This window comes from Rhodoferax sp. LS1P39, from assembly GCF_056521425.1.
In genome coordinates, this window is record NZ_JBWMAV010000008.1 from 67,705 (window position 1) to 86,882 (window position 19,178).

At 61.6% G+C, this 19,178-nt stretch carries 21 protein-coding genes and 1 pseudogene; 4 read left to right on the plus strand and 18 right to left on the minus strand.

Going from position 1 to position 19,178, the window contains the following annotated elements:
* The first annotated feature begins 9 nt into the window (after nt 1–9).
* The gene (gene argB / locus AC097O_RS14145; RefSeq protein ID WP_479593435.1) at nt 10–894 is read left to right on the plus strand and encodes an acetylglutamate kinase; all 885 of its coding nucleotides are present in this window, start codon (nt 10–12) and stop codon (nt 892–894) included.
* 6 nt (nt 895–900) lie between these two features.
* Nucleotides 901–1,521, plus strand: a complete 621-nt coding sequence (gene slmA / locus AC097O_RS14150; protein ID WP_479593436.1) for a nucleoid occlusion factor SlmA — start codon at nt 901–903, stop codon at nt 1,519–1,521.
* A 45-nt stretch (nt 1,522–1,566) separates the two neighbouring features.
* On the opposite strand, the gene AC097O_RS14155 is transcribed toward slmA, so the two are convergent.
* Nucleotides 1,567–1,983: a hypothetical protein gene (locus tag AC097O_RS14155; protein WP_315188540.1), complete on the minus strand. Its 417-nt coding sequence runs from the start codon at nt 1,981–1,983 to the stop codon at nt 1,567–1,569.
* 160 nt (nt 1,984–2,143) lie between these two features.
* Here AC097O_RS14155 and dbpA point away from each other — a divergent pair, with 160 nt between their 5' ends.
* Nucleotides 2,144–3,559 carry an ATP-dependent RNA helicase DbpA gene (dbpA, locus tag AC097O_RS14160; RefSeq protein WP_479593437.1) on the plus strand — a complete coding sequence of 472 codons (1,416 nt, stop codon included), beginning with the start codon at nt 2,144–2,146 and terminating at the stop codon, nt 3,557–3,559.
* Between the two features lie 171 nt (nt 3,560–3,730).
* Here dbpA and AC097O_RS14165 read toward each other — a convergent pair whose 3' ends face one another.
* The gene (locus AC097O_RS14165) at nt 3,731–4,258 is read right to left on the minus strand and encodes a hypothetical protein (protein WP_479593438.1); all 528 of its coding nucleotides are present in this window, start codon (nt 4,256–4,258) and stop codon (nt 3,731–3,733) included.
* A 328-nt stretch (nt 4,259–4,586) separates the two neighbouring features.
* Complete coding sequence (locus AC097O_RS14170; RefSeq protein ID WP_479593439.1) at nt 4,587–4,760, minus strand: GNAT family N-acetyltransferase; 174 nt, start codon at nt 4,758–4,760, stop codon at nt 4,587–4,589.
* A gap of 36 nt (nt 4,761–4,796) precedes the next feature.
* Here AC097O_RS14170 and AC097O_RS14175 point away from each other — a divergent pair.
* Nucleotides 4,797–5,333: pseudogene (locus AC097O_RS14175) on the plus strand (DbpA RNA binding domain-containing protein); the annotation flags it as partial.
* Nucleotides 5,334–5,379: 46 nt separating this feature from the next.
* Here the strand turns inward: AC097O_RS14175 and AC097O_RS14180 are convergent.
* The 15 genes from AC097O_RS14180 to AC097O_RS14250 all read right to left on the minus strand — a co-directional run bounded on the left by AC097O_RS14180 (nt 5,380) and on the right by AC097O_RS14250 (nt 19,168).
* On the minus strand, nt 5,380–5,796 hold the full coding sequence (locus tag AC097O_RS14180) for a hypothetical protein (protein ID WP_479593440.1): 417 nt from the start codon (nt 5,794–5,796) through the stop codon (nt 5,380–5,382).
* 21 nt (nt 5,797–5,817) lie between these two features.
* The gene (locus AC097O_RS14185; protein WP_479593441.1) at nt 5,818–6,282 is read right to left on the minus strand and encodes a GNAT family N-acetyltransferase; all 465 of its coding nucleotides are present in this window, start codon (nt 6,280–6,282) and stop codon (nt 5,818–5,820) included.
* Nucleotides 6,283–6,410: 128 nt separating this feature from the next.
* Nucleotides 6,411–7,283 (minus strand): protease HtpX, encoded by an 873-nt coding sequence (gene htpX, locus AC097O_RS14190; protein WP_479593442.1) that lies wholly within the window; start codon nt 7,281–7,283, stop codon nt 6,411–6,413.
* A 52-nt stretch (nt 7,284–7,335) separates the two neighbouring features.
* Entirely contained in the window at nt 7,336–8,079 is a 744-nt protein-coding gene (locus AC097O_RS14195; RefSeq protein WP_479593443.1) for a DUF3025 domain-containing protein, read from the minus strand.
* The gene (locus AC097O_RS14200; RefSeq protein WP_479593444.1) at nt 8,076–8,891 is read right to left on the minus strand and encodes an NYN domain-containing protein; all 816 of its coding nucleotides are present in this window, start codon (nt 8,889–8,891) and stop codon (nt 8,076–8,078) included. Before AC097O_RS14200 ends, AC097O_RS14195 begins: the two co-directional genes overlap by 4 nt.
* Before the next feature lie 18 nt (nt 8,892–8,909).
* Nucleotides 8,910–9,953, minus strand: coding sequence for a dihydroorotase (gene pyrC / locus AC097O_RS14205; protein ID WP_479593445.1), 1,044 nt, complete (start codon nt 9,951–9,953; stop codon nt 8,910–8,912).
* An 88-nt stretch (nt 9,954–10,041) separates the two neighbouring features.
* Nucleotides 10,042–10,779, minus strand: coding sequence for an amino acid ABC transporter ATP-binding protein (locus tag AC097O_RS14210; RefSeq protein WP_315188527.1), 738 nt, complete (start codon nt 10,777–10,779; stop codon nt 10,042–10,044).
* A gap of 32 nt (nt 10,780–10,811) precedes the next feature.
* Nucleotides 10,812–11,480, minus strand: coding sequence for an ABC transporter permease subunit (locus AC097O_RS14215; RefSeq protein ID WP_315188525.1), 669 nt, complete (start codon nt 11,478–11,480; stop codon nt 10,812–10,814).
* 1 nt (nt 11,481) lies between these two features.
* Nucleotides 11,482–12,198, minus strand: a complete 717-nt coding sequence (locus AC097O_RS14220) for an amino acid ABC transporter permease (RefSeq protein WP_479593446.1) — start codon at nt 12,196–12,198, stop codon at nt 11,482–11,484.
* Between the two features lie 130 nt (nt 12,199–12,328).
* Nucleotides 12,329–13,228 (minus strand): transporter substrate-binding domain-containing protein, encoded by a 900-nt coding sequence (locus AC097O_RS14225; RefSeq protein ID WP_315245587.1) that lies wholly within the window; start codon nt 13,226–13,228, stop codon nt 12,329–12,331.
* A 156-nt stretch (nt 13,229–13,384) separates the two neighbouring features.
* Entirely contained in the window at nt 13,385–14,278 is an 894-nt protein-coding gene (locus tag AC097O_RS14230; RefSeq protein WP_479593447.1) for an amino acid ABC transporter substrate-binding protein, read from the minus strand.
* 11 nt (nt 14,279–14,289) lie between these two features.
* Nucleotides 14,290–15,585, minus strand: coding sequence for a dicarboxylate/amino acid:cation symporter (locus AC097O_RS14235; protein WP_479593448.1), 1,296 nt, complete (start codon nt 15,583–15,585; stop codon nt 14,290–14,292).
* Between the two features lie 128 nt (nt 15,586–15,713).
* Nucleotides 15,714–17,132, minus strand: coding sequence for an aspartate ammonia-lyase (locus AC097O_RS14240; protein WP_479593449.1), 1,419 nt, complete (start codon nt 17,130–17,132; stop codon nt 15,714–15,716).
* Nucleotides 17,133–17,273: 141 nt separating this feature from the next.
* Complete coding sequence (locus AC097O_RS14245; protein ID WP_479593450.1) at nt 17,274–18,206, minus strand: LysR substrate-binding domain-containing protein; 933 nt, start codon at nt 18,204–18,206, stop codon at nt 17,274–17,276.
* 20 nt (nt 18,207–18,226) lie between these two features.
* Nucleotides 18,227–19,168, minus strand: a complete 942-nt coding sequence (locus AC097O_RS14250) for a 2-hydroxyacid dehydrogenase (protein ID WP_479589510.1) — start codon at nt 19,166–19,168, stop codon at nt 18,227–18,229.
* Nucleotides 19,169–19,178 lie beyond the last annotated feature (10 nt).

Sequence of the window (19,178 nt, forward strand, 5' to 3'; positions counted from 1 at the left end):
AATCCACCCATGACCAACCCCATCGCCCCCCGCGACAAGGCCGACATCCTGGCCCAGGCCCTGCCCTACATCCGCAAGTTCCATGGCAAGACCATGGTCATCAAGTACGGCGGCAACGCCATGACCGACCCGGCGCTGCAGCAGGCCTTTGCCGAAGACGTGGTGCTGCTCAAGCTGGTGGGCATCAACCCGGTGGTGGTGCACGGCGGCGGCCCGCAGATCGAGGCGGCACTGGGGCGGCTGGGCAAAAAGGGCCAGTTCATCCAGGGCATGCGCGTCACCGATGCCGAGACCATGGAAGTGGTGGAATGGGTGCTGGCCGGCCAGGTGCAGCAGGACATCGTGGGCCTGATCAACCAGGCCGGCGGCAAGGCCGTGGGCCTGACCGGGCGCGACGGCGGCATGATCCGCGCCAAGCAACTGCGCATGGCCGACAACACCGACCCCAGCGTGTTCCACGACATCGGCCAGGTGGGCGACATCGAAAGCATCGACCCCAGCGTGGTCAAGGCACTGCAAGACGATGCCTTCATCCCGGTGGTCAGCCCCATCGGCTTTGGCACCGACAACACCAGCTACAACATCAACGCCGACGTGGTGGCGGGCCGCCTGGCCATCGAGCTGCAGGCCGAAAAGCTGCTGATGCTGAGCAACATCCCCGGTGTGCTCAACAAGGCGGGCGAGCTGCTGCCCGACCTGACCGCCACCGACATCGACGCCCTGTTTGCCGACGGCACCCTGTCCGGCGGCATGCTGCCCAAGATCGCCGGTGCGCTGGATGCCGCCAAGAGCGGCGTGAAGGCGGTGCACATCATCGATGGCCGGGTGCCGCACGCGCTGCTGCTGGAGATCCTGACCGAGCAGGCCTTTGGCACCATGATCCGGTCGAGCTAAATGGCCATGGAGTCGCCAGAAGAGTTATCTGTAGAAGCCCCGCGCAAACGCCCCAAGCCGGGCGAGCGCCGGGTGCAGATTCTGCAGGCCCTGGCCACCATGCTGGAGCAGCCGGGCTCCGAGCGCATCACCACCGCCGCGCTGGCCGCCAGGCTGGAGGTGAGCGAGGCCGCGCTGTACCGGCACTTTGCCAGCAAGGCGCAGATGTTCGAGGGGCTGATCGAGTTCATCGAGCAGTCGGTGTTCTCGCTGGTAAACCAGATCGTGGCCACGGCGGGCGACGCACCGGGCCCGCTGCAGGCGCGCCGCATCGTCTCGGTGCTGCTGCAGTTTGGCGAAAAAAACCCGGGCATGGCCCGGGTGATGGTGGGCGATGCCCTGGTGTTTGAAAACGAGCGCCTGCAGCAGCGCATGAACCTGTTTTTCGACAAGATCGAAGCCACCCTGCGCCAGTGCCTGCGCCACAGCGACCCGGCCAGTGACACCCCCACGGTAGACGCGCAGGTGCAGGCGGCGGTGATTACGGCGTTTGCCGCGGGCAGCCTGCAGCGCTTTACCCGCTCGGGCTTCAAGCGGCTTCCCACGGAACAGCTGGAAGCCAGTTTGCGCGGCTTGCTATTTAAATAGTAGCTGCTCGTGCTTAACCCATAAGCACGAGAGACCGATTTGGCTCTAAACCGCGGCAGCCGCCTTGTACGGCTTGGGTTTATTGAACGGGCTGGTGTAAGGCTTGGTGTTGAACTTGCCGTGCGGCAGGCTGGCCAGGCGGGTGAACAGGCGGCTGCAGTAGCCGTCGATCCCCAGGCATTTGTTCAGCTCGTCCACCGGCAGCGGGCCGGAGACCACCACGATGTCGTTGGCATAGTCTTGCGCCCCGGCGGCCCGCAGCTTGCGCCGTGCGCCCATGGCCCAGGACTGGATGCGGGTGGGGTTGCCGTGCTGGTGCAGCTCGCCGGTGCTGATGTCAAACGCAATCGCCACCGTGTCGGTCTTCAAACGAAAGCGACGCTCCCCCGTGACCGCGCTCGGAGGCGTGTCCATGTCGTACAGGTAGTAGCTGCCGCCTTTGAGTTGGTATTGCAGTTCCATAGCAGTCGCCATTGTGGATGATATTTTTCACACCCAACGCATAAATTAGCCGCCAATCGCGGGTTAACTCGCTGCCCATGCGGGCTTTTACCGGCAGTTACAAGCAAGCCTGGCCCAGGCTCAAAAGCCCCGGCAACACCCGGCCCCCGATAATCGGGGGATGACTACACCGAATACGAACCCTTCTGCTACCGATTTCAGCAGCCTGCCCCTGGCCCCCGCCATGCTGGCCAACCTCACGCAGCTCGGCTATTTGCAGATGACCCCCATCCAGGCCGCCAGCCTGCCGCTGGCCTTGCTGGGGCAGGATTTGATCGCCCAGGCCATGACCGGCAGCGGCAAAACCGCCGCCTTCGCCCTGGCCCTGCTGGCCAACCTGAACGCCCGCCGCTTTGCCGTGCAGGCCATGGTGCTGTGCCCCACGCGCGAGCTGGCCGACCAGGTGAGCACCGAGATCCGCCGCCTGGCCCGCGCCGAAGAAAACATCAAGGTGGTGACCCTGTGCGGCGGCGTGGCCCTGCGCGGGCAGAACGCCAGCCTGGAGCACGGCGCGCACATCGTGGTGGGCACGCCGGGCCGCATCATGGACCACCTGGAACGCGGCCACCTGGACCTGTCGGCCCTGAACACCCTGGTGCTGGACGAGGCCGACCGCATGCTGGACATGGGCTTTTTTGAAGACATGGCCACCGTCATCAAGCAGTGCCCCAAAGAGCGCCAGACCCTGCTGTTCTCGGCCACCTACCCCGAGGGCATCGAGAAGCTGAGCCAGCAGTTCATGCGCCAGCCCAAGACCATCACCGTGCAGGCCCAGCACGCCACCAACAAAATCGCCCAGCGCTGGTACCAAGTGGAAAAGTCCGAGCGCCTGGCTACCGTGGGCCGGCTGCTGAACCACTTCCGCCCGGCCAGCACGCTGGCGTTTTGCAACACCAAGCTGCAATGCCGCGCCCTGGTCGCCGCCCTGCAGGCCGAAGGCTTCAGTGCGCTGGCGCTGTACGGCGAGCTGGAGCAGCGCGAGCGCGACCAGGTGCTGGTGCAGTTTGCCAACCGCAGTTGCAGCGTGCTGGTGGCCACCGACGTGGCCGCGCGCGGGCTGGACATTGCCGACCTGGCCGCCGTGATCAATGTGGACGTAACACCGGATTCCGAGGTGCACATCCACCGCATTGGCCGCACCGGCCGCGCCGGGGCCGAGGGCCTGGCCTTGAATCTGGCATCGATGAACGAGATGGGCTTTGTGGGCAAGATCGAGGTGCTGCAAAACCGCGAATCCGAATGGCACAAGCTCGAAGAGCTGACCCCCACCAGCAAAGAGCCGCTGCGTCCGCCCATGATGACGCTGCAAATTACCGGTGGCCGCAAGGAGAAGATCCGTGCAGGCGACGTGCTGGGCGCGCTGACCGGCGACGCAGGCTACACCCGCGAGCAAATCGGCAAGATCAATGTGAACGAATACTCGACCTACGTAGCGGTAGACCGCCGCATCGCCCATGAGGCCGAACGCAAGCTGAACGCGGGCAAGATCAAGGGCAAGAGCGTGCGGGTGCGCCTGATGACGGGCGAAGAGTTTTAAGCATCGAATAGGCTACCTGCGCATATTGAATAAGCGCTAGTAGCTATTAAATTTGAATTAATTTTCAGCACTACCGTACAGCACCGCCCCAGCAGTCCACCGAGCTATCGGAGTTATGTTCGGGTACGGACAGCGTAGATGCGTAGGGGTTTACTCAAACGCAACCCGCCGTTAAAGCCATCCAGCACTCTTTAGCTCTGCAGTTAGAGTATTTACAAATTTCTCAAGCAGGATTTCGTTTTTTTCCCCAATAGGACCAAATGCGTTGATGGTGACCGACCAAAGCTCGTTACCACCAACACTATCCTTGATGGCAGCGCGAACAATCAAACCGCGACCGCCATTGATAAATACGTTAGCAGTTGTTGGTTTTATTTCGAGAAATACACCTGACCCTACCGCAACATTATTTTGCATAAGTTGCCCTGTAACTTGTTGTGAGGCATTTTTGCGAAATACGACAAGCAAGTTATTGACGACCATATGCGCATAGGCTTTATCTGAGCCTTCGTTGATCGGTTGAGGCCCTTGTTTTGAAATCTTGTACGGCAACGACGGGCTATCAACCCAAGCGACCGTGGCGGACGTGAGTCGATAAGGTGCTTGAGTAGTTTTCTCTCGAGAAACCACAAATGTTCCCGCACAACCAACCAGCAGTAACCCCATAAGGGTGAAAAACAGCAATTTCAAACACTTCATGTTCCACTCCAATTTATTACAACGAAATACTCACGATACTTAGGAAATGATACTTCCCAGCAAATAGCGTTAATTCGCCGCAGCGAACGAATCACACCAATTACTCGACCAAGTACGGGAGTAGGTTCCTTATTTGCACCATAGCGTGCGCCACCACGATAGCCAGCACGCAGCATCTCCACGTGCGAAATGCCGTCTTCCAGGTACACATCCGACACCGTTACAAAACCACAGCCCTGGTAAAACTTCAGCAGGTATTCCTGGGCGCTGATGCGGTTGGGGCGGACCAGGTAGCCGCATAGCGCGCCAAGGCCTGGGCCAGCGGCAACTAGCCCGAGCCCTGGCCCCGAAAGTCGGGGGCAGCGAGCACCCGGCCCAGCGAGAGATCGGGGTATTTGCTGCAGAGGTCGATCAAGCGCAGGTAAGCCGCGAACTGGTCGTATCCATCGGCATCCGGATAGAGGCAGTTTTTCTCCACCACAAACACCGCCACGCGCTGCACTAGGCGGCTTGGACGTCTGGCACGCTCAAGTCCCCCAGGTTTGCCAACCGCAGTTGCAGCGTACTGGTGGCCACCGACGTGGCCGCGCGCGGGCTGGACATTGCCGACCTGGCCGCGGTGATCAACGTGGACGTGACACCCGATTCGGAAGTGCATATCCACCGCATTGGCCGCACGGGCCGCGCCGGGGCCGAGGGCCTGGCGTTGAACCTGGCATCGATGAACGAGATGGGTTTTGTGGGCAAGATCGAGGTGCTACAAAACCGCGAATCCGAGTGGCACAAGCTGGAAGAGCTCACCCCCACCAGCAAAGAGCCGCTGCGCCCGCCCATGATGACGCTGCAAATCACCGGCGGCCGCAAGGAAAAGATCCGCGCGGGCGACGTGCTGGGCGCGCTGACCGGCGATGCAGGCTATACCCGCGAGCAGATCGGCAAGATCAATGTGAACGAATACTCCACCTACGTGGCGGTAGACCGCCGCATCGCCCATGAGGCCGAGCGCAAGCTGAACGCGGGCAAGATCAAGGGCAAGAGCGTGCGTGTGCGCCTGATGACGGGCGAGGAGATTTAAGCATCAAATCGGCTTCCTGCGCTTATGAGATAAGCGTGGGCAGCTATCAAATTTGAGATTGCTTATCCGCACTGTCGGCTTGCGCCGGGGGTGCGACCATCCCTTGCAGCACGCCCCGAACGATCAGCGCGTACATGCCGTTGACCAAAGGGAACCCAAAGGCCGCCAAAAAAACAAAGTTCTCCTTTGGCCCCCAGAACAAAAGGGTCAACCACAGGAGGAAAAGAAAAGCCAAGGTACCCCAGCGCAGGCACTGCACTAAGGTATCCGCGCCCACGGCATCACGGGCTTTTTGCAACAACGCACGTTGCTCGTTGGGCGGCAGACGCGCAACTTCCGGACTGCGATAGGGGAATGGCACGCCGCGCGCGGCTACCTTGCGAATCAATGAGCCCGCTGTGCGTGCGCGCTCTTGCGCAATCAGTGCGTCTGCGGCTTGTTCCGAACTGTGTGTGATAGCCATGTCAACCTCCCGGTCAAGCCACTATAACGCCACCAGCCGCAGCATTTCCACGTGCGGAATGTCGTCTTCCAGGTACACCCCAGACACCGGCTCAAAGCCAAAGCCTTGGTAGAACTTCAGCAGGTACTGCTGGGCGCTGATGCGGTTGGGCTGGCCGGGCCAGGTGGCCGCACAGCGCACCAGAGCCTCGGCCAGCAGCAACTGCCCCAGACCCTGGCCCCGGAACGCGGGCGCGGTGAGTACCCGACCCAGCGAGGGCTCGGGGTATTTGCTGCCGGGGTCCGTCACCCGCAGGTAGGCGGCAAGCTGGTCACCCGACCAGGCCAGCAGGTGCCAGCATTGCAGGTCGTAAGCATCGGCATCCGGGTAGACGCAGTTTTGCTCGATCACAAACACCGATTCGCGCTGCACCATGGCGGCGTGGAAGTCTGGCGCGCTCAAATCCCCCAACCGCGCCCACTGGAAGCGCAACTTAACGGAAGGCATGGGCCACCAACTCAGTTTCAGCCCGAACGCACGCGCTCAGAGATACCGTGGAACCGGCTTTGCCGGGCCACTGGTATCGCCCCCTGCAAGGGGGTTGGCGTAGCGAAGCGCAGCCTGGGGGTGAGCCCTTATTTCGCATTCTGCAGGGCTGCGATGCGTTGCTCGATCGGTGGGTGGGTCGAGAACAACTGGCCAATGCCACCGGCAATGCCGAAAGCGGCCACGCTCTTGGGCAGCTCGCCCGTGTGCAGGCCGCCCAGGCGGGCCAGGGCGTTGATCATCGGCTGCTTGCGGCCCATCAGCTGCGAGGCACCGGCATCGGCGCGGTACTCGCGGTGGCGCGAAAACCAGGCCACGACGATGGCGGCGGCAAAGCCCAGCACGATGTCGAGCACGATGGTGGTGATCATGTAGCCAATGCCGGGGCCGCTGCTGCGGTCGTCGCCCTTGCGCAGGAAGCTGTCGACCGCGTAGCCGATCACGCGGCTCAGGAACACCACAAAAGTGTTCATCACGCCCTGGATCAGGGTCATGGTGACCATGTCGCCGTTGGCCACGTGGGCCACTTCGTGGGCCAGCACGGCTTCGATTTCTTCGTGCGTCATGCCTTGCAGCAGGCCGGTGGACACCGCTACCAGCGACGAGTTCTTGAACGCGCCAGTGGCAAAGGCGTTGGGGCCGCCTTCAAAGATGCCGACTTCGGGCATGCCGATTTTTGCCTTGTCGGCTAGGCGGCGCACGGTTTCCACGATCCAGGCCTCATCCGCGTTTTGCGGCTGGTCGATGACGCGCACGCCCGAGGTCCACTTGGCCATGGGCTTGCTGATCAGCAGCGAAATGATCGCGCCGCCAAAGCCCATGATCAGCGCAAAACCCAGCAGCGAGCCGAGGTTGAGGCCGTTGGGCGTGAGGTAGCGGTTGACCCCCAGCAGGCTGGCGACCACGCCCAACACGGCGACGACCATCACGTTGGTCAGGATGAAGAGAAGAATGCGTTTCATGGGGCTTTCCTGGGAATGAACTGGGGGTTAGATGGGGCGCGTGTAAAGAAGTTCAAGCCACAACCGTCCTAGAACGCGGTGGGCGGAAGACCTGGGTGTCAGCATAAAAGTCGGGATCGGCATTGTCGGCGCACCAGCCCGGCACGCCCAGCACCGGCAAAGGCAAAAAAGGTTTGCTGCCAAGGTAGTCGGCGCTGAGCTGCCCGGCGATGGCCGCATCCATGTTTACTACAGAATTAATAGCTACTTGCGCTGAGTAAATATGGGCTGTGATCGGTTTTCGCGGGTAAACCAGCTTTTCCAGCAATGCATGGCCAAACAACACCAGTTGGGCCTGCACCCACAGGGGCCGCAAGGTGACGAACAGCCGCTGCCAGTCCTGCGCCCGCAAGGCCTCCCACAGCGCAGGCGGTGCGATCAAAAAAGCCGCGTTCTCGTCAAACACCGTCAGCGCATCGCGCACCGGCCCGCGCAGGGACTGCACGCCATCGGCGGCAATCTGCGCCGCCTGCAGCTGGTTGAGCCGGGTTTTGGTCTGCGGAAAATGGTGCCAGCACAGGCCGTTGAAAAAGTCGTGCAGGTTGTCACGGCTGGGGCACTGGCGGGTGTGGAAGATGAAGTGCTCATACGCCTCGCCGGGCGGCAATGCGGACTGGGGTACGAACTGCACCGGGGCGGGCGCGGCAGCGTTCAGGGCGGCGGCAATGCCCCGGTGGGCCTGCGCCGCCACCGCCTGGCCCACCGTGCGGTACGGAGCCAGCCAGGGGGCGGACCAGTCAATATCCTGCAGGCTCATCCCGCCAGAAAGCGCAGCCGGGTGGGCTGGGTCTCGGGGCTGAGTTCAAAGTGTGCGGCGTATTTCTTGAAGAACTTGATGGAGGAGCCGTTTTTGCCGATCAGCTTGGCATCGTGCAGCAGCTTGACGGCATCGTTCAGGGCCACGGTTTGGCCGTCTTGCAAGCCTGGCACAACGGCCAGGATGGCAGCGACAGCCTCTGCCAGCGCGGGTTGGGCGGAGGATGCAACCGGTGCAGCAGCGGGTGTGGTCACTGGGGCAGGAGTGGGCGGGCGGGCCTTCGGCGCCGCTTTGGCACGCGGGGCCGTTTTTTTGGCAGCTGGAGCCTTGGCTTTGGCCTTGGGTGCGGGCTCCGTATCCGCGGCACTCTTGGCGCGCACGATGAACACCTGCTCGTAATAGGCGCGGATGTCGGGTGAGAGCTTGGTTTTTTGCGAGAAGCAGATCAGCCGCACGCCGCGTTCGCGCAGGCGCAGGGCCAGCGGGGCAAAGTCGGCATCGCCGGTGCCGATGGCGATCACCGCAGGGGCATATTCGTACCAAAGGTCGAGCGCATCCACGGCCAGCAGCATGTCGGTGGTGTTCTTGGTCAGCGGGTCGTGCACGACGGGGCGGATGGCCAGCTCCCGCATCACCGTGGCCAGGCCCTTGAGGTTGTCGGCACTGCCGTAGGCGCGGCGTATCGCCACCGGGCCGACCAGCTCGGTCAGGCGGCGCAAGGCCTCTTCCACCGATTCGGGCGAAGACAGGTTGTCGGCATCGATCAGCAGCGCAACGCCGCCACGGCCTTGCAGGGAAGAGCTTGCTTGCATGTTGAAAACTCCCGTGGGTTAAGCAACCAGCTTCCACGGCAAGGCTTCGCCCGCGCGCAGGGGTTTGAGTTGCGCCTCGCCAAAAGCAAAACTGTCCGGCGGCGTCCAGCTCTCGCGGGCCAGGATGATGGTGCCGGTGTTGCGCGGTAGGCTGTAGAAGGCGGGGCCGTTGAAGCTGGCGAAGGCTTCCAGCTTGTCTAAAGCACCGGCGTTGTCGAAAACTTCGGCGTACATCTCGATGGCGGCGTGCGCCGTGTAGCAACCGGCGCAGCCCGTGGCGTGCTCTTTGAGGTGGGTGGCGTGGGGGGCGCTGTCGGTACCCAGGAAGAACTTGGCACTGCCGCTGGTGGCCGCTTCGACCAGCGCCTGGCGGTGGGTTTCGCGTTTCAGCACCGGCAGGCAGTAGTAGTGCGGACGGATGCCACCGGTGAAGATGGCGTTGCGGTTGTACAGCAGGTGCTGGGCGGTGAGCGTGGCGGCGGTGAATGCATCGGCATCGCGCACGTACTGGGCGGCTTCGCGCGTGGTGATGTGCTCGAACACGATTTTCAGTTCGGGGAAGTCGCGGCGCAGCGGAATCAGGTGCTGGTCGATGAAGACGGCTTCGCGGTCGAACAGGTCGATGTCGGCACTGGTGACTTCTCCGTGCACCAGCAGCAGCATGTCGGCGCGCTGCATGGCTTCCAGCGTCTTGTAGATCTTGCGCAGATCGGTCACGCCTGCGTCGCTGTTGGTGGTGGCACCGGCGGGGTAGAGCTTGGCGGCGACGATGCCAGCGGCCTTGGCGCGGGCGATCTCGTCGGGGGGCAGGCTGTCGGTGAGGTAGAGGGTCATCAGCGGGTCAAAGGCCACACCCTCGGGCACTGCCGCCAGGATACGGTCGCGGTAGGCTAGCGCCTGGGCGGTGCTGGTGACCGGCGGACGCAGGTTGGGCATGATGACGGCGCGGCCAAACTGGGCGGCGGTGTGCGGCACCACGGTGTGCAGGGCCTCGCCGTCGCGCACGTGCAGGTGCCAGTCGTCGGGGCGGGTGATCGTGAGGGTGTTGGTGGCGGAGGTCATAGGCGGAATTGTCGCATTGCAGGTTTAGGGCAAAAAAAATCCCCCGAAACCGGCGATGGTTTCGGGGGATTCACAGGTGAGGCAGTGTTTAGTGCGCCAGGATCTTGTTCAGGAAATCTTTGGTGCGCGGCTGGCGGTTCTCGGGGTGGGTGAAGAACTCCTCCTTGGAGCAGTCTTCCAGAATCTTGCCGCCCACGTCGATGAAGATCACGCGGCTGGCCACCTTGCGGGCAAAGCCCATTTCGTGGGTCACGCACATCATGGTCATGCCTTCCTTGGCCAGGGTCACCATCACGTCCAGCACTTCGCCGACCATTTCGGGGTCGAGTGCCGAGGTGGGTTCGTCGAACAACATGACCATCGGGTCCATGCTCAGCGCCCGGGCAATCGCCACCCGCTGCTGCTGGCCGCCGGAGAGCTGGCCGGGGAACTTGTCCTTGTGCGCCATCAGGCCCACGCGGTCCAGCATCTTCAGGCCGCGCACCTTGGCATCGTCCGGGGTGCGGTTCAGCACCTTGATCTGGGCCAGGGTCAGGTTTTCGGTGACCGACAGGTGCGGGAACAGCTCAAAGTGCTGGAACACCATGCCGACGCGACTGCGCAGCTTGGGCAGGTCGGTCTTGGGGTCGTGCAGGGCAATGCCGTCCACAAACAGCTCGCCTTTCTGGAACGGCTCCAGCGCGTTGACGGTCTTGATCAGGGTGGATTTGCCCGAGCCCGACGGGCCGCACACCACCACTACATCGCCCTTTTTGATGCTGACGGTGCAGTTGTTCAGCACCTGCACAGGGCCATACCACTTGGATACGTTTTTAATTTCAATCATGTTTTAGTCCTCGGCTCGAATGACGGTGCGTGTTAGCGAATGATGGCAATCTTGGCTTGCAGCTTTTTGACCAGGTACGACAGGCCAAAACACAGGATGAAGTACACCACGGCGGCCAGCAGATAGGCTTCTTCCGGGCGGCCATAGATCTTGCCTGCGGTGGTGAAGCCCTTGAGCAGGTCGTAGGCGCCAATGGCGTACACCAGCGACGTATCCTGGAACAAGATGATGGTCTGGGTCAGCAGAATCGGCAACATGTTGCGAAACGCCTGCGGCAAGATGACCAGCTTCATGTTCTGCGCGTAGGTCATGCCCACGGCCTGGCCCGCATGCACCTGGCCACGCGGGATGGACTGGATACCAGCCCGCATGATCTCGCTGAAATACGCCGCTTCAAACGCGATGAACGTGATGATGGCCGACAGCTCCGCGCCGATGGGTCGCCCGATCATGAACGGAATCAGCAGGAAGAAGCCCAAAATCACCATCACCAGTGGCAGCGAACGCATGCCGTTGACGTAGAAGGTGGCTGGAATCATCAACACCTTGCGGCCCGACAGGCGCATCAGTGCCAGCAGGGTGCCGAAGAAAATGCCGCCCAAGGTGGCAATCGCCGTCAGCTGGATACTGAAGATGAAACCTTGCCGAACAAACTTGCTGACGATTTCCCAGTTGAAAAAACTTAAGTCTAGTCCGCCCATATCAATGCCCTCCGCCTGTTCCACCGGCCACTACAAAGCCGGGGATCTGGATTTTTTTCTCGATAAACGCCATGACACGGTTCACCGCAAAAGCCGATGCCGCATACAGAATACACACGGCGATATACACCACGATGGGCTGCGATGTTTCTTCGCCCACCTGGGTAAAGTAGAAGGTCAGCTCGGGTATGGACACCGCAAACGCCACCGAAGAGTTCTTCAGCAGGTTCATGGATTCACTGGTCAGCGGCGGGAAAATGATGCGCACCGCCATGGGCAAGATCACGTAGCGGTAGGTTTGCGCCGTGGTAAAGCCCACCGCCATGCCCGCATAGCGCTGGCCTTTGGGCAGCGCCTGGATACCGGCACGTACCTGCTCGGCAATCCGTGCCGAAGTAAAGAAGCCCAGTGCCAGCACCACCAGCACAAAGCCGGGAATCTGCTGCATCGGCGGGACGATCTTGGGTAGCACAAAGTACCAAATAAAGATCTGCACCAGCAAAGGCACGTTGCGGAACAGCTCGACCCAGACGTTGGCGAAGCGCACCAGCCAGGGGCTGTTGGGCAAGGTGCGCAGCGTGCCCATGAAAGCCCCCACCACGACGGCCACCACCCACGAGCTACCCGCGACCGCCAGGGTCCAGCGCCAGGCCTCCATCAGCCATTGCAGATAGGTGCGCCCACTGCCGTCATCGTTGAAAAATACCTGCCAATCCATAACTCTCTCCATCCTGGTGTTGCTTGCCCGCCGCCGCCTGCGTTGTTACGCAGATGCCTTAAAGCAAAAACCCTGCCCCCAAACTGTGTGGGCAGGGTGGTGTACCGCCAATTTTCAAATACGCGGCGCTTTACTTCTTGGCGTAGTCTTCAGCGGGCTTGTCGCTCAGGTTGGCCCAGGCGGCCTTGGTGGCATCGCTGGCGGGCAGGCCGACCTTGGCGTTCTTGGGAGGAATGGGCTGCATGAACCACTTGTCGTACAGCTTGGCCATTTCGCCCGACTTGACCATGGCGGCAACCGTGTCGTCGGCCAGCTTCTTGAAGGCCGGGTCGTCCTTGCGCATCATGATGGCGATGGGTTCCACGCTCAGCACTTCGCCCACGATCTTGTAGTCGGCGGGGTTTTTGGCGGTGGAGATATTGCCCGCCAGGATTTGGCCGTCCATCACAAACGCGTCGGCGCGGCCCGATTCCAGCAACAGGAAGCTGTCGGCGTGGTCCTTGCCGAAGACTTCCTTGAAGTCGATACCGGTGGCACGCTCGTTCTTGCGCAGCAGCTGCACAGAAGTCGTACCGGTGGTGGTGGCGACGTTCTTGCCATTCAACTGGGCAATGGAGGTAATGCCGGAATTGGCCTTGACCGCGATGCGCACTTCTTCCACGTACACGGTGTTGACAAAAGCCACGTCTTTCTGGCGGGTGGCGTTGTTGGTGGTGGAGCCACATTCGATGTCCACCGTGCCGTTTTGCACCAGGGGGATACGGTTCTGCGAGGTCACCAACTGGTACTTCACATCCAGCTTTTTACCAATGGCTTTTTCCAGATTGGCAATGATGTGCTGGCAAATTTCATAGTGGTAGCCCGCATATTTACCGTCGCCCAAGGTGAAGGCGAGTGAGCCCGAAGAGTCACGCACACCTTGTGTAAAGACGCCCGATGCCTTGGCTTTGGCGATGGTGTCGTTTGCCTGTGCAAATGCGCCACCAGCGGCTAAAGCGAGTACCGCGAGGGCGAGCAAATGTTTCTTCATGAAAACTCCAAGTAAATGATAAGAACTACACAACGCAAATTTTAAAGAAACAGGTGCAAGGGATTACCCTCGCGCCCACTCTTGGTGCATGCAGAGCGATCGAAAACAATCGACTTCTGCACAGTATGCAGACTTTGTGCCTGCATGGAAAACAGGCTATTCCGGCCTCACCACCATAGCCTGGAAAATGGTGACCAACTGCGGACTCATGGGCAGATTGATGCTGTCGCCCGAGGGCAAGCGGCGCAGAAACCAACGGGTATAGAAGCGGCCTAAATCGCCCTCCTCTGCCAGTGTGGCGAACGTCTTTGTCACGACCTCCGCCAAGGGCGCATCGCCCTTGCGGTACATGATGCCGTAAGGCTCGTACGACAGAAACTCACCCACTACACCATAGTCAGCCTGCGCCTTGTTCTGCGCCAAAAGCCCGTAGAGCAACACGTCATCCGTGGCGAACGCCTCCACCTTGCCGGATGCCAATTGGGCAAACGACTCGGCATGGTCTCGCGACACTACCAGTTGTAGATTGAGTTTGAACTTCTCGGACAGTTCGCGCAGCGTTTTTTCGTTGGTAGTGCCCGCCGTTACGCCGACACGCTTGCCGACCAGGTCACGGAACGACTTGACCGGCGAGCCGTTCTTGACCAGCAGCTTGGTGCCGGACACAAATGTCGTGGGCGAAAAGCCCACCAGTTTTTGCCGCTCCAGGTTGCTGGTGGTAGAGCCGCATTCCAGGTCCACCTGGCCCGAGGTGACCGCATTGAAGCGAGTCTCGGATGTGACAAGCTGCCATTTGACCAGCAGCTCACGGTCAATTTCCTGGCCAATGGCATCCACCAGTGCCCGGCAGATGTCAATCGCATAGCCGATGGGCTCACCACGCTTCGACAGGTAGGAAAAAGGAATCGACGCATCGCGGAAACCGATGGTCACTGCGCCGGTTTCATGGGCTTTTTTCAGCAGGCCCGTCAAGGCCTGGGCATGGGCAGTACACGCCAGCAGCAGGGACAAGAGTCCGACTGCAAATGGCTTGGTCCAAGGGGTGCGCATGGTCACTGGCTTCAGGCGCGGGCCGAGGCGGTCAAAGCGGCATCCATGGCGCGGGCATTCACTTCAGCGGCGTCTTCGGGGATCAGTTCACCCTCCCACTTGGCGACCACCGCCGTGGCGATGGAGTTGCCCACCGCGTTGGTGGCAGAGCGGCCCATGTCCAGGAAGGTGTCCACGCCCAGAATCAGCAGCAAACCGGCTTCGGGAATGTTGAACTGGTTCAGCGTGGCGGCAATCACCACCAGCGAAGCGCGGGGTACACCGGCCATGCCTTTGGAGGTCAGCATCAGAATCAAGAGCATGGTGATCTGGGTGGACATGGGCAGATCGATGCCGTAGGCCTGGGCAATAAACAGCGTGGCGAAGGTGCAATACATCATGGAGCCGTCCAGATTGAACGAATAGCCCATGGGCATCACGAAGCTGGAGATCTTGCGCTTGACACCAAAACGGTCCAGTGCATCCAGAATCTTGGGGTAGGCCGCCTCGGAGCTGGCGGTGGCAAAAGACAGCAGGAAAGCTTCCTTGATCAGCACCAGCAGCTTGAACACCCGTGGTCCCAGGAACACATAGCCTGCAAAAATCAGCACGCCCCACAGCAGGAACAAGCCCAGGTAGAAGTCGCCCATGAAGACGGCAAACTTCAGCAAAATGCCCAGGCCGTTGACCGCTACCGTGGCGGCCATGGCGGCCAGCACGGCCAGGGGGGCCATCTTCATCACGTAGCCGGTGATCTTCAACATCACGTGTGCCAGCTCGTCGATGGCGCTGACCAGCACCTTGGCCTTGTCGCCCAGCGATGCCATGGCCACCCCAAAGAACATGGAAAACACCACGATCTGCAGGATTTCGTTGTTGGCCATGGCTTCGGCAAACGATTTGGGCACCAGGTGGCTGACAAAGTCTTTCAGCGTGAACTTGGAGGTGGCCAAACCGGCCGATGCACCAATATCAGGCAGGGGCAGGCCCAGGTTCTCGCCGGGCTTCAACAGGTTGGCCATGACCAGACCCAACACCAACGAAATCAGCGAAGCCGTTACAAACCAGCCCAGCGCCTTGCCAAACACGCGACCGACCGACGCGGCATCGCCCATGTGCGCAATGCCCACCACCAGGGTGGAAAACACCAACGGCGCAATCAGCATCTTGATCAGGCGCAGAAAAATGTCCGAGATGATGGAGATGTAACCAGCGATTTCACTGGCGGCTTTTTTGTCCGGGAAACTGGTGAACACCATGTAACCCAACAGGATACCCAGCACCATGGCTAGCAGAATGGTGACTGCCGCTGGCATTTTTTTCTTCATGTCTCTTCCTCTTGAAATGTGGTGCCCGCCAAGGGCAAGCCCCGAAAACTATATACAAAACTTCATACGACGGAACATTGAATTCGAAATATTTAGCAAGGATATAGAAAGCACTTTGTATGCCATCCTTAGCGGATGCTGCGCACCAGGGCCATCGGTTGGGTCAGCTTCTCGGGCACCAGCAGGGCTTCGAGCTCGGCGCGGGTCATGATGCCCAGCGACTCGGCCACTTCGCCGATGGGCGCGCCGGTCTTCATGGCGGTTTTGGCAATCAGGGCCGATTTTTCGTAGCCGATCAAGGGGTTCAAAGCGGTGACCAGCGTGACCGATTCGCGCACGCGCTTGGCCAGCAGTTCGCGGTTGGGTTCGATACCGGCCACGCAGTTGGTCTGCAGGGTGCGGCAGGCCTGGCTCAGGTGTTCGATGCTTTTGAACAAGCTCCATCCCATGATGGGCTCAAACGCATTGAGCTGCAACTGGCCAGCTTCCGAGGCCATGGTCACCGTCATGTCGTTGCCGATGACTTCAAACGCCACCTGGTTCATCACCTCGGGGATCACCGGATTCACCTTGCCCGGCATGATGCTGGACCCTGCCTGGCGGGCGGGCAGACGGATGTCGCCAAACCCGGCCTGCGGGCCGCTGGAGAGCAGGCGCAGGTCGTTGCAGATTTTGCTGAGCTTGCAGGCCACGCGCTTGAGCACACCCGACAGCTGCACAAACGCGCCGGTGTCCTGCGTGGCTTCGATCAGGTTGCTGGCTTTTTCTACTGGCACGCCGCTGATTTCGGCCAGCAGCTGGCAGGCCCGGTCTGAATAACCGCCGGGGGCATTGATGCCGGTGCCGATGGCGGTGGCACCGAGGTTGATTTCCTGGATCAGCGCGCGGGCCTCGCGCATGCGGGCCTCGTCTTCGCCGATCATGACGGCGTAGGTCAGGAACTCCTGGCCCAGGGTCATGGGCACGGCATCCTGCAACTGGGTGCGTCCAATCTTGAGGATGTCTTTGAACTCTTCCGCCTTGGCCTCGAAACCTTCGCGCAGAAACGCCATGGAAGCCAGCAGCCGCTCGATGCCCAGCCACAGCGCGATGCGCACGGCGGTGGGGTAGACATCGTTGGTGCTTTGCGAGGCATTGACGTGGTCGTTGGGGTGCAGCACGTCGTAGCGGCCTTTGTCCAGGCCCATTTTTTCCAGGGCCAGGTTGGCGATGACCTCGTTGGCATTCATGTTGGTCGAGGTACCCGCGCCGCCCTGGATCACGTCCACCACAAACTCGGCGTGCAGCTTGCCCGCCACCAGATCGTTGCAGGCCAGCACGATGGCATCGGCCAGCTTGGCATCCAGCACGCCCAGCTCCACATTGGTGCGGGCGGCGGCGGTCTTGACATAGGCCAGCGCACGGATCAGGTCCGGCATGGCCGAAATGCGGGTGCCCGAGATGTGAAAGTTGTCTACCGCGCGGGCGGTATGCACGCCCCAGTAGGCGACTGTTGGAATCTGCTTTTCACCCAAAAAATCATGTTCGATGCGAAAGTTGGTAGACATACGGCGCCAGGGCAGTGGTAGAGGTGGCGAACTGTAAGGGCGCGCTTATCCAAACACCAATGCCGTTTGCATGCAGGCTTATGCATGGCTGTCATAGATCTGTCATGGCCGCCATGCCGCCATGGCATGGATGCGTTCCGGCTACTTCGCAGGCTTTTGCGAGGCCAGGTAGGTCCACAAGGCCTGCGCCGTGCCCTTGGCCGCCGCCGGGCCGCTGGGCTTTTCGCGGTAGGCGCGCACGTCCATGGTCATCTCCAGTCCGGTCAGGCCGGGTGGGGCGGCGCTGACCAGCTTGCGGGCGCGCAGTTCTTTTTTGACGGCGCTATAGGGCAGGAAGGCGATGCCGTGGCCTTCCAACGCCATGGCTTTGAGGCCTTCGGCCATGTCGGTCTCGTAGACCCGGTCCAGGTGGATGGGCGTGGCCGACTGCTTGAGGATCATGTCCACCGTCTGGCCCAGGTAGGCACCCGGTGCGTAACCCAGGTACGGCAGCAACTGGCCCGGACGGCCCGGCAACTGGAACAGCGGCGCGCCATCGGCATCGGCCTTGACATAAGGCGCAATCACCTCCTGCCCCAGGCTGACCATCTCGTAGCGGTCGGCCGCCAGCTGAAAAGGCTGCGAGGTGTGGTGGTAGGCAATCAGCAGGTCGCAGCTGCCCTCGACCAGGCGCATCACTGCGTCGTGCACGTTCAGGGCGATCAAGCGGCTTTTGATGGGGCCAAACTTCTCGCGCAGCAGCGACACCCAGGCCGGGAAAAAGGTGAAGGCCAGCGTATGCGGCACCGCAAATTCGATCACGTCCTGCCCGGCCGAGTGGTGGCCGCGCAGCATGGCGCGGGTGCTTTGCAACGCCTGCAGCACCTCCAGCGACTGGGCGTAGAGTGTTTCGCCCGCCGGGGTCAGGCGCGTGGGGTAGGAGCTGCGGTCCACCAGGTCGGTACCCGCCCAGCCCTCCAGCGCCTGGATGCGCCGCGAGAACGCCGGTTGGGTCACGTGCCGCAACTGGGCCGACCGGCTGAAGCTGCGGGTTTCAGCCAAGCTGACAAAATCTTCAAGCCATTTGGTTTCCATGGCTGGATTATGGCCGCGGCTTAGATGGGGGACACCACGGGTTGCCCCGCAAAGTGCCGCGTCGCGTTCTCGATAAAGCGCTGCACCGAAGCTTCAATCGCCTGGGGCGACCAGCCGCCCACGTGCGGCGTGAGCACTACGGCATCCAGGTCCAGCAGCGCGGCGGGGGGTTGGGGCTCGCTCTCGTACACGTCCAGGCCCGCACCGGCGATGCGGCTTGCGCGCAGGGCCTCGGCCAGCGCCGCGGTATCCACCACGCTGCCGCGCGACACATTCACCAGATAACCGCCCTCGCCTAGCGCCGCCAGCACCTCAGCACCGACCAGGTGGCGGGTGGCCGGGCCGCCGGGCGTGGCCACCACCAGAAAGTCGGCCCAGGCGGCCAGCGCCACCAGATCGGCAAAGTAGGTATGCGCCACCCCGGCTTGCGGCTTGCGCCCGTGGTAGCCGATCTGCATGCCGAATCCCAGCGCGCGCTGCGCCACCTTGTGGCCAATGCCTCCCAGGCCGACGATGCCCATGCGGCGGTTCGACACGCTGGCAGGCAGGGGCAACACATCACGCCACAGGCCCTGGCGGCATTGCGCATCCAGCCGCGGCACGTTGCGCACCACGGCCAACAGCAGGGCGAAGGCATGGTCGGCCACGCAGTCGTCGTTGGTACCCGCGCCGTTGGCCAGCGCCAGGCCGCGTGCACGGGCGTGGGGGATGTCGATGTTCTCAAAACCCACGCCCAGCGCGCAGACCAGTTCCAGTGCGGGCAAGGCATCCATCTCGGTGGCCGTCAGGCCCACGCTGCCGATGGTCAGCACCGCGCGGATGGTGGCGGCATCGGCGGCGATATGGGCGGCCCGCAGCGCGTCGGTGGGGGCGTAGATCACCTCGAAATGCGGCTCCAGCAGCGCCTGGTGGTGCGGGGCCATGAAGTTCAAAACGAGCACCTGGGGGCGTGGCAAGGACATCTTGGAATTT